Raw genomic sequence first — 10,485 nt, 5'->3', positions numbered from 1 at the left:
AAACGCTCGGCTGGGAAACCCCAGCCGAGCGTTTGCATAAACTCCTCGCGGCCTGATCAACCGACCACGTGTTGCCACGACCCCTAGAAACCGCCCCTGGAGGGGGTGCGGGGCCTTCGGCGTTCGTGCGCGCGCTGCTCAGCCGCGCCAGCTGTGGGGGGCCTGGAAGCCCCGGCTGCGCTCCAGTCGGCGCCAGCCCGCGGTGGAACGGCGGGTGACGGCGGCCTCTTCCGGGGTGGCGGCGGCGCGGGCGAGGAGGATCGCGGTGATCGCGGCCAGTTCCTCGGGCTCGGCGTTGCCCTTCTCGACCTTCAGCAGGGTGTCGGTGGCGGTGCTCATCGTCGGCAGGTCTCCTTCGCTCGTTACTGCGGCGGGTTGCCGTGCTTGCGGGACGGCAGGTCGGCGTGCTTGGTGCGGAGCATCGCCAGGGCGCTGACGAGCACCCCCCGGGTCTCGGCCGGGTCGATGACGTCGTCCACCAGGCCGCGCTCGGCCGCGTAGTACGGGTGCATCAGTTCGGCCTTGTATTCCTTGACCATCCGGGCCCGCATCGCCTCGGGGTCCTCGGCGTCCGCGATCTGCTTGCGGAAGATCACGTTGGCGGCGCCTTCGGCGCCCATGACGGCGATCTCGTTGGTGGGCCAGGCGTAGGTGAGGTCGGCGCCGATGGACTGGGAGTCCATGACGATGTACGCGCCGCCGTAGGCCTTGCGCAGGATGAGCGAGATCCGCGGCACGGTCGCGTTGCAGTACGCGTACAGCAGCTTGGCGCCGTGGCGGATGATGCCGCCGTGCTCCTGGTCGACGCCCGGCAGGAAGCCGGGGACGTCCAGCAGCGTGACGATCGGGATGTTGAAGGCGTCGCACATCTGGACGAAGCGCGCGGCCTTCTCGGACGCGTGGATGTCCAGGACACCGGCGAGGTGGCCGGGCTGGTTGGCGACGATGCCGACGACCTGGCCGTCCAGGCGGGCGAGGGCGCAGATGATGTTGCGCGCCCAGCGCTCGTGGATCTCCAGGACGTCCCCGTCGTCGACGAGCTCCTCGATGACCTTGAGCATGTCGTAGGGGCGGTTGCCGTCGGCGGGGACCAGGTCCAGCAGGACGTCCGAGCGCCGGTCGGCGGGGTCGGAGCTCTCGTGGACCGGGGGGTTCTCGCGGTTGTTGGAGGGCAGCATCGTGATGAGGTACCGGACCTCGGCGATGCAGGTCTCCTCGTCGTCGTACGCGAAGTGCGCGACGCCCGAGGTCTCGGCGTGCACGTCCGCGCCGCCGAGGCCGTTCTGGGTGATCTCCTCGCCGGTCACCGCGCGGACCACGTCCGGGCCGGTGATGAACATCTGCGAGGTCTCGCGGACCATGAAGACGAAGTCCGTCAGGGCCGGGGAGTACGCGGCTCCGCCGGCGCACGGGCCGAGCATCACCGAGATCTGCGGGATGACTCCCGAGGCCTTGGTGTTGCGCTGGAAGATGCCGCCGTAGCCGGCGAGGGCGGAGACGCCCTCCTGGATACGGGCGCCCGCGCCGTCGTTGAGGGAGACCAACGGGGCGCCGGCCGCGATGGCCATGTCCATGATCTTGTGGATCTTCGTGGCGTGGGCCTCGCCCAGGGCGCCGCCGAAGATGCGGAAGTCGTGCGCGTAGACGAAGACCGTGCGGCCCTCGACCGTGCCCCAGCCGGTGATCACACCGTCCGTGTAGGGCTTCTTCGCCTCCAGGCCGAAACCGGTCGCCCGGTGCCGGCGCAGCTGCTCGACCTCCCTGAAGGAACCTTCGTCGAGCAGGAGCGCGATGCGCTCGCGCGCGGTCAGCTTGCCCTTGGCGTGCTGCGCTTCGGTCGCGCGGTCGCTGGGGCCGCGCCGGGCCTCCTCGCGGAGGGAGTGCAGCTCGGCCACGCGCCCACGGGCGTCCGTCGGCTCGCTCGAAGTCTGGTCCACAACGGTCATGTACCGACCTTACGGAGCGTGGCCATGAAAACCCTCCGTCGGTTCTACACAGTCTCCGGCCCCGTCCGCTGTCCGGCCCGGACAGAACCTCCGAAGTATGCATGGACTCCCCCAGCAGGGACCCCCGACCTTTGTGGGGTTCCTATAAATCCGCGCACGCGGACCCAAGAAGTTGAAATTTGAACGGAATGGGTCTAGCGTCGTTCTTGTTGAAAGTTCAACGAAACAAGGATCTCCTCAGGAGGAAGTCATGGGTCTCTTCTCCCGCCGCGGCACCCGCAGCGCGTCCGTCCCGCAGGGTCCGGTCGCCACGCTCGACGTCGACCCGGCGCTCGCCGCGCTCACCGGCGACTACGTCATCGACGCCGCCCACAGCAGCATCGGCTTCACCGTGCGCCACGCCATGGTGACCAACGTCCGCGGCAGCTTCGCCCGGCACGAGGGCACCCTGCACCTCGACGGCAGCGACCCCTCGCGCTCCACCGCCTCCATCGACGTCCAGATCGCCTCGGTCAGCACCGGCATCGCCGACCGCGACGCCCACCTGCTGGGCAGCGACTTCTTCGACGCCGAGCTCTTCCCGCTGATGACCTTCCGCTCCACCTCCGCGGCGCGGCTGGGCGGTGACGCGTACCGGATCACCGGCGAGCTGACGATCAAGGACGTGACGCGTCCGCTCTCCATCGACCTGGACTTCTCCGGTTCCGCCACGGACGTCTACGGCAGCGAGCGCGTCGGCTTCGAGGGCTCCGCGGAGATCCTCCGCTCCGACTGGGGCCTGACCTGGAACGCGGCCCTGGAGGCCGGCGGCGTGATGGTCAGCGACAAGGTGAAGCTGACCTTCGACATCTCGGCGGTCAAGCAGGCCTGATCCCGGCCGCGCGGAACCCCGGGGGCGGCTACCAGCCGCCCCCGCCGTCGAAGCCGCCGCCACCGTCGAAGCCGCCACCGCCGCCGAAGTCCCCGCCGCCGAAGTCGGACGGGTCGAAGTCGGCTCCCGAGGCCTCCCCGCCCTCGAATCCCCCGCCGCCGTACCCGCCGCCGAAGTCCGAGGCGTAGGCGGGAGTGGCCATCATCGAGCCGAGCATCGTGCCCATCAGCAGGCCGGGCAGGATGCCGCCGCCGAAGTATCCGCCGGCCCACGGGCCGTACGCCGGGCCGGCGTCGTAGTACGGGCGCGGGCCGTGCTCCGTGTCCACGGTACGGACCGCCGGGTCCACGCCGTCGCGCAGCCGTACGGCGTCCGCCGTGCAGACCGGCACCGTACGGGCCGCCCCGCCGGCCGGCGTCCAGGCCGCGTCCTGCGTACTCGGACCGTGGCGCGGGTCGAAGAAGCAGGGCGGGCGGCGCTCGGGCAGCGGCTTGCCCTGGCGGCGGGCGTCGAGGCTGGCCAGCGCGTAGCGGCCGTCCTCCAGCGCCTGGGTCACGCTCCGCACCTCGTGCGGCTCCCGCACCGAGGCCATGATCCGTTTGGCCTTCTCGTAGGAGTCCAGGGCGTGCTCGTAGTCCTTGCGCATGGCGTCGTCGGCGCCGGGCTCACCGGGGTGGAAGTCGAGGCGGTCGAGTTCCTCGCCGAAGGCGGTGATGTCCTCGTCCACCACCACCGCGAGCCGGGCGATCGCTTCGCGCCGGGTCTCTTCCTTCTTCTTCCGGTTCCGCTTGACCAGCAGGTACGCGCCACCGCCGCCGGCCAGGGCCACCGCGCCGAGGGTGATCAACGCCCCGGCGGAGGATCCGCCCCCGCCGGACCCCTCACTCCAGGAGGCGGGGGCCCGGCCCTTCAGCTGCGGGAGGGCCTGGTCGGCGAAGTCGTTCAGCTGGGCGGCGGCGTCCACCGCCCCGCCGGCCTTCACCGCGTCGGTGAGGTTGCGGACCGCGTTGCCCGGCATGACGGCCGGGTCGGCCCCGGCGTTGAAGCCGTCGCCGAGACGGATGGCGTAGAGCCCGGTGATCCCCGTCTGCGTGCGCACCGTGCGCAGCACGCTGTCGGCGGGGAAGGCGGCGGTGGCGGGCAGCACGGCGACGAAGAGCGGCTTGCCGGCCGCCTCGATCTTCGCCGCCAGGGCGTCCACCTGGGCGGGCGACAGCTGTGCGGCGGCCCCGGGATCGACGTAGACCGGGCCCTTCTTGAGCGCCTCCGCCACGGCGGCGGTCCCCCCGTCGGCCGCGACGGCCCGCGGGGCGGCGCCGAGCGCCCCGGCGGACAGGGCCAGCAGCAGACCGGACAGCATCGATCCCACGCGTATGGATATCAGCCTGGTCCTCATACTGACGACGCTACCCGAACCGGCAATTTCCCGTGTAAGCCGGACATAAGCCTCACGCTCGGGGGTCGAGGACCTCGCCGGGCCGGAGCCCGGCGAGGTGTGCGCCGGAGCTACTCGGCCGGTTCGACGCCCGCGTGGAGGAGGCCGAACGTGTAGGCGTCCTCCAGGGCCTGCCAGGAGGCCGCGATGACGTTGGGGGCGACGCCCACCGTGTTCCACTCGCGGGTGCCGTCCGTCGTGGAGATCAGGACGCGGGTCGTGGACTCCGTGCCGTGCTTGCCCTCCAGGATGCGGACCTTGTAGTCCACGAGCTCGAACTTGGCCAGCTGCGGGTAGAAGCGCTCCAGAGCTACCCGGAGTGCGCGGTCGAGGGCGTTGACGGGGCCGTTGCCCTCCGCCGTGGCGACGATCCGCTCGCCCTTGGCCCACAGCTTGACGGTCGCCTCGTTGGCGTGGGTCCCGTCGGGGCGGTCCTCGACGATGGCCCGCCAGGACTCGGTACGGAAGTACTTGCGCGCCCGGCCCTCGGCCTCGGCCCGCAGCAGCAGCTCGAAGGAGGCGTCGGCGGCCTCGTACGTGTAGCCCGCGAGCTCGCGCTCCTTGACCCGCTCGACCACGCGGGCGATCAGCGCCCGGTCCCCGCCGAGGTCGACGCCGAGCTCCTTGCCCTTGAGCTCGATGGAGGCGCGGCCGGCCATGTCGGAGACCAGCATGCGCATGGTGTTGCCGACGCGCTCGGGGTCGATGTGCTGGTACAGGTCCGGGTCGACCTTGATCGCCGAGGCGTGCAGGCCGGCCTTGTGCGCGAAGGCGGAGACGCCGACGTACGGCTGGTGCGTGGAGGGGGTGAGGTTGACGACCTCGGCGATGGCGTGGGAGATGCGGGTCATCTCGGCGAGCGCGCCCTCGGGGAGGACCTTGCGGCCGTACTTGATCTCCAGCGCGGCGACGACCGGGAAGAGGTTGGCGTTGCCGACCCGCTCTCCGTATCCGTTCGCGGTGCACTGGACGTGCGTGGCGCCGGCGTCGACGGCGGCCAGGGTGTTGGCGACGGCGCAGCCGGTGTCGTCCTGGGCGTGGATGCCCAGGCGGGCGCCGGTGTCGGCCAGTACCGTCGAGACGACCGCGCCGATCTGGGCGGGGAGCATGCCGCCGTTGGTGTCGCAGAGGATGACGACGTCGGCGCCGGCCTCGTGGGCGGTGCGGACGACGGACTTGGCGTACTCGGCGTTGGCGCGGTAGCCGTCGAAGAAGTGCTCGCAGTCGACGAAGACGCGGCGGCCCTGGGCGACGAGGTGGGAGACGGTGTCGCGGACCATCTCCAGGTTCTCTTCGAGGGTGGTGCGCAGCGCGAGTTCGACGTGGCGGTCGTGGGACTTGGCGACGAGGGTGATGACCGGCGCGCCGGACTCCAGGAGGGCGCGCACCTGCGGGTCCGAGGCGGCGTCGCCGCCGGCCCGGCGGGTGGCGCCGAAGGCGACCAGCTGGGCGTTCCTGAAGCGGATCTCGGCCCGGGCGCGGGCGAAGAACTCGGTGTCGCGGGGGTTGGCGCCGGGCCAGCCCCCCTCGATGAAGCCGACTCCGAACTCGTCGAGGTACCGCGCGATCGTCAGCTTGTCCGCGACTGTGAGGTTGATGCCCTCACGCTGGGCGCCGTCGCGCAGGGTGGTGTCGAAGACGTGGAAGCCGTCGTCGAGTGCCTCTGTCGGCTGGCTCGCCTCTGTCGTCGTCATGCTGATCTGACTCCTGTCGGATGAGTGGTTCCGGAGACCGGGGATCCACTGCCCCCATCATCGCGCGCTGTCCGGTTCCGGCATGTTTCTGCCCTGGAAACGAAAAGACCCCTCGCGGGTGCGAGAGGTCTGCGCGCGGGTCTGAGGCACGGTGGCCGCTGCCGCGGAGGTCGTCCACGGTTTCAGCGGTCACAGAGGACCGGCGCGCTGCTGTCCATAATCATGAGCCGAGCAGACACGCCCGCAGTGTGACACAAGGCCTTCGGCCCGTGGACGCCGGTCTCAGCATGCGGGCACCCGCCGTCCGGCAGGCGGCCCGCCGCGCGGGGACGGCCTACCCGGCCAGGGTCTCTGCGAGGAACTCCCCGACGTGCACCAGGATGTCCTCCCGCTCGATGCCGGGCAGTCCGACGGCGACCTGGATGCTGAATCCGTCGAGCAGGGCCCGCAGCCTGGCCGCGAAGCGGTCGGGGTCGACCGCGCGGAACTCGCCGCGCGAGATGCCCTCGGCGAGCAGGGCGACCAGGTCGCGGTGCCAGGCGCCCTCGATGGCGGCCTGCCGTTCGCGTTCCTGGGGGCCCGCGTTCTGGGACCGGTTCCAGACCTCCAGCCACAGGGTCCAGTGCGGGTCCCGGGCGCCGTCGGGCACGTACAGGTCCACGTACGCCTGTACGCGCTCGCGCGCCGGCCCGCGGCGGGCCAGCAGGGCCCTGCGCTGGTCGCCGAGGGCCGCCTCGCTCCATTCCAGGGTCTGCAGCAGGAGCTCGTCCTTGCTGCCGAAGTAGTAGAGGAGGTGGCCGCTGCTCATGCCGACCTGCCGGCCCAGGCCGGCCATGGTCAGGCCCTCCAGTCCGCGCTCGGCGATCGTGGCCATGGCGGCGACGAGTACGTCCTCGCGCGGGGGCGCGTTCTTGCGCGCCGCCCGTACCGGTACTCCACCCGCCGCCATGGGCCGCTCCTTCACGAGGTCCGCCTCGGGTCAGACCTTCGGCTGCTGCTGGGTGATGCAGTGGATACCGCCACCCCCGGCGAAAATCGTACGTGCGTCAACGAGCGTCACGGTCCGCTCGGGGAAGAGTCCGCGGAAGATCTCCGCGGCCTCCTCGTCGCGCGGGTCGTCGAAGGCGCACAGCACCACGCCCCCGTTGCAGAGGTAGTGGTTGATGTAGGAGTAGTCCACCCACTCGCCGTCCTCCTCGAGAACGGTCGGCGCGGGAACCTCCACGACCTCCAGCAGCCGGCCCCGCGCGTCGGTGGAGGCGCGCAGGAGGGCGGCGATGGTCTTGCAGCGCTCGTGGTCCGGGTGGGCCGGGTCGGGCTGGGTGTGGACCATGACGACGCCGGGGCGGGCGAAGGCGGCGACGATGTCCACGTGGCCCTGGGTCCCGTAGGTGCCGTAGTCGCCGGCCAGGCCGTACGGCAGCCAGATGGCCTTGGTGGTGCCGAGGTGGGCGTGGATCTCCTCCTCGACCTGCCGGCGGGTCCAGCCGGGGTTGCGGCCTTCGCCGAGCTGCACGGTGTCGGTGAGGAGCACGGTGCCCTCGCCGTCGACGTGGATGGCGCCGCCCTCGTTCACCAGCCGGGTGCTGTAGGTGCGGGTGCCGGCGAGGTCGGAGACGTGCCGGGCGATCTTCGAGTCGTGGTCCCAGCGGGCCCACTCCTGGGCGCCCCAGCCGTTGAAGGTCCAGTCGACGGCCGCCAGTTCACCGGCGTCGTTGGTGACGAAGGTCGGGCCGATGTCGCGCATCCAGGCGTCGTCGAGCTCCCGCTCGACGAGCTGGACGTCGTCCCCGACGACCGCCCGGGCGCTCTCGGCGTCGCCCGGGGAGACGACGAGGGTCACCGGTTCGTACGCGCGTACGGCGCGGGCCACCGCGCCCCAGGCCTCGCGGGCCTCGGCCAGCTCCTGGGCGTTGGTGAAGGTGGGGTTGGGGCTGGGCCAGGCCATCCAGGTGCGCTCGTGGGGGGTCCACTCGGCGGGCATCCGGAAGCCGTCGTCCGAGGGCTTGGCGGGCTGTGCAGTCATGGCGGGGGTCCTTACGGGCTTACGGGCTGTGCCGTTTACAAGAAGTAGAGGCGGTTGAGGGAGACCGAGTCGGCCGCTTCGGAGCGCAGCGGTTCCCCGTCGAGGGAGACGAGTCCGCTGCGCGCGTCGACGTCGACCGCGCCCACCCGGGAGTTGAGGAGCATGTCCTTGGGGCCGATGCCCCGGGTGCCGCGTACGGCGACCCGGCGGCGGCGGGTCGGCATCGCGTCGCCGCCCAGCGCCGCCGCGGCGGCGGAGACGAAGGCGACGGAGATGTCGGCGGCGGTGGCCCCGTACGAGCCGAACTGCGGCCCCAGCACGAGCGGTTCGCAGGTGTCGGTGGCGGCGTTGGGGTCGCCGGTGACTCCGTAGGCGGGGAAGCCCGACTTGAGGACCAGCTGCGGCTTGGCGCCGAAGAACTGCGGGCGCCAGAGCACGATGTCGGCGAGCTTGCCGGTCTCGATGGAGCCGATCTCGTGGGCCAGGCCGTGGGCGATGGCCGGGTTGATGGTCAGCTTGGCCATGTAGCGCAGGACGCGGGCGTTGTCGTCGCCCTCGCCGTCGCCGTCCAGGGGGCCGAGCTCGCCCTTCATCTTGGCGGCCATCGCGAAGGTGCGGCGGATGGTCTCGCCGGCCCGGCCCATGCCCTGGGCGTCGGAGGAGGTGATGCCGATGGCTCCGAGGTCGTGCAGGACGTCCTCGGCGCCCATCGTCCCGGCGCGGATCCGGTCGCGGGCCATGGCCGCGTCGCCGGGGAGGTCCGGCTTGAGGTCGTGGACGGAGACGATCATGCCGTAGTGCTCGGCGACGGCGTCGCGGCCGAAGGGCAGGGTGGGGTTGGTGGACGAGCCGATGACGTTCGGCACGCCCGCCATCTTCAGCACGTTGGGGACGTGCCCGCCGCCGCAGCCCTCGATGTGGAAGGCGTGGATGGTCCGGCCGTCCAGGACGCGCAGGGTGTCCTCGACGGAGAGGCACTCGTTCAGGCCGTCGCTGTGCAGGGCGACCTGTACGTCGTGCTCCTCGGCCACGCGCAGGGCGGTGTCCAGGGCGCGGGTGTGCGCGCCCATGTCCTCGTGGACCTTGAAGCCCGAGGCGCCGCCCTCGGCGAGGGCCTCCACCAGGGGCGCGGCGTCCGAGGAGGAGCCGCGGGCGAGGAATCCGATGTTGACGGGCCAGGCGTCGAAGGCGTTGAAGGCGTGCTTCAGCGCCCAGGGGGAGTTGACGCCGACACCCCAGACGGGGCCGAACTCCTGGCCGATGACGGTGGTGACGCCGGCGGCCAGGGAGGCCTCCATGATCCGCGGGGAGAGCAGGTGGACGTGGGTGTCCACGGCTCCGGCGGTGGCGATCAGGCCCTCCCCGGAGACGATGCTCGTACCGGTGCCGACGACGACGTCGACCCCTTCGAGGGTGTCCGGGTTGCCGGCGCGGCCGATCGCGTGGATGCGGCCCTCGCGGATGCCGATGGAGACCTTCTTGATGCCGAGCACGGCGTCGATCACCAGGACGTTGCTGATCACGACGTCGCAGGTGTCGCGGACGGCGGCGCCCTTCAGGTGCAGGCCGTCGCGGGCGGTCTTGCCGAAGCCGGCCAGGAACTCGTCGCCGGGCTTCTGCGCGTCGTACTCCACCCGGACGGTCAGCCCCGAGTCGCCGAGCCGGACCCGGTCGCCGGCGCGGGGGCCGAAGACGGAGGCGTACTCGTGCGGGTCGATGTGGCGGCTGCCCGGGGCGCAGTGCGCGCTGTGGTCGCTGTGGGGGGTCTGACGGCTCACGCCTGGTTTCCTTCCGGGGCGTCGTCGGTCGGGGCGGCGGCGCCGAGGTAGCCGCAGGCGGCGGCGCGGGCCAGGGCCTGCTCCTTGGCCCCGGGGGCGTCCAGCGGGCCGTCGACCAGCCCGGCGAAGCCGATCGCGATCCGCTCGCCGCCGATCGGGACCAGTCCCACCTCGCCCTCGCCGTGCGGGTCGAAGCGCACCGAGGAACCCGCCGGCACGCACAGCCGCATGCCGTAGGCGGCGGCGCGGTCGAAGTCGAGCCGGGGGTTCGCCTCGAAGAAGTGGAAGTGGGAGGTGACGCTGACCGGCACGGACGCGGTGTTGCGCACGCGCAGGAGCAGCCGCGGTTCGGGCTGGGGCGCGCCGGGACCGGGTACGACCGCGCCGGGGGCGTCGTCACCGAGCGGCACGGCGCCCTGGATCGGCGCGGAGACCACCGCCAGGCGGGAGCCGTCGTCGAAGACGGCTTCCACGTGCACCTCTGTGACCACGTCGGCCACGCCGGGCAGCACGTCGTCGGGGCCGAGCACGCAGCGGGCCTCCTCGACGGCCTCCGCCAGGCGCTTGCCGTCGCGCGCGGCCTCGCAGACCGTGTCCGCGATCAGCGCGGTGGCCTCGGGGACGTTGAGCCTCAGGCCCCGGGCCCGTCGGGCCCTGGCCAGTTCCGCGGCGCTGCGCAGCAGCAGCCGGTCGCGCTCCGTAGGGGTCAGCCGCACGCCGATCCACCACCTTTTG

General features: G+C 71.9%; 9 protein-coding genes. 1 reads left to right on the top strand and 8 read right to left on the bottom strand.

The window, feature by feature from the left end; all coding sequences use genetic code 11:
- Positions 1–138: 138 nt before the first annotated feature.
- Together ACZ4WZ_RS10955 and ACZ4WZ_RS10950 are read right to left on the bottom strand one after the other, a co-directional pair.
- A complete protein-coding gene (locus ACZ4WZ_RS10955) occupies positions 139–339 on the bottom strand; it encodes an acyl-CoA carboxylase subunit epsilon (protein ID WP_388939996.1) in 201 nt (66 codons plus the stop codon).
- 23 nt (positions 340–362) lie between these two features.
- Positions 363–1,946 (bottom strand): acyl-CoA carboxylase subunit beta, encoded by a 1,584-nt coding sequence (locus tag ACZ4WZ_RS10950; RefSeq protein ID WP_467888032.1) that lies wholly within the window; start codon positions 1,944–1,946, stop codon positions 363–365.
- Positions 1,947–2,196: 250 nt separating this feature from the next.
- Here ACZ4WZ_RS10950 and ACZ4WZ_RS10945 point away from each other — a divergent pair, with 250 nt between their 5' ends.
- Positions 2,197–2,817 carry a YceI family protein gene (locus ACZ4WZ_RS10945; RefSeq protein WP_467888029.1) on the top strand — a complete coding sequence of 207 codons (621 nt, stop codon included), beginning with the start codon at positions 2,197–2,199 and terminating at the stop codon, positions 2,815–2,817.
- A 28-nt stretch (positions 2,818–2,845) separates the two neighbouring features.
- Here the strand turns inward: ACZ4WZ_RS10945 and ACZ4WZ_RS10940 are convergent, their stop codons facing one another.
- The 6 genes from ACZ4WZ_RS10940 to ureA all read right to left on the bottom strand — a co-directional run bounded on the left by ACZ4WZ_RS10940 (position 2,846) and on the right by ureA (position 10,466).
- Complete coding sequence (locus ACZ4WZ_RS10940; protein WP_467888026.1) at positions 2,846–4,213, bottom strand: hypothetical protein; 1,368 nt, start codon at positions 4,211–4,213, stop codon at positions 2,846–2,848.
- Between the two features lie 110 nt (positions 4,214–4,323).
- Complete coding sequence (gene cimA, locus ACZ4WZ_RS10935) at positions 4,324–5,946, bottom strand: citramalate synthase (RefSeq protein WP_467888023.1); 1,623 nt, start codon at positions 5,944–5,946, stop codon at positions 4,324–4,326.
- Positions 5,947–6,280: 334 nt separating this feature from the next.
- Positions 6,281–6,895 (bottom strand): TetR/AcrR family transcriptional regulator, encoded by a 615-nt coding sequence (locus ACZ4WZ_RS10930; protein WP_467888021.1) that lies wholly within the window; start codon positions 6,893–6,895, stop codon positions 6,281–6,283.
- A gap of 30 nt (positions 6,896–6,925) precedes the next feature.
- Positions 6,926–7,972: an agmatine deiminase family protein gene (locus tag ACZ4WZ_RS10925; RefSeq protein WP_467888018.1), complete on the bottom strand. Its 1,047-nt coding sequence runs from the start codon at positions 7,970–7,972 to the stop codon at positions 6,926–6,928.
- Positions 7,973–8,007: 35 nt separating this feature from the next.
- Complete coding sequence (locus ACZ4WZ_RS10920; RefSeq protein WP_467888059.1) at positions 8,008–9,690, bottom strand: urease subunit alpha; 1,683 nt, start codon at positions 9,688–9,690, stop codon at positions 8,008–8,010.
- A 56-nt stretch (positions 9,691–9,746) separates the two neighbouring features.
- Complete coding sequence (ureA, locus tag ACZ4WZ_RS10915; protein ID WP_467888015.1) at positions 9,747–10,466, bottom strand: urease subunit gamma; 720 nt, start codon at positions 10,464–10,466, stop codon at positions 9,747–9,749.
- Positions 10,467–10,485: the final 19 nt, after the last annotated feature.

It is taken from the genome of Streptomyces sp. NPDC029122, assembly GCF_055569445.1.
Note: the sequence above shows the minus strand (reverse complement) of the source record. Positions and strands in the feature narration are given on the sequence as shown.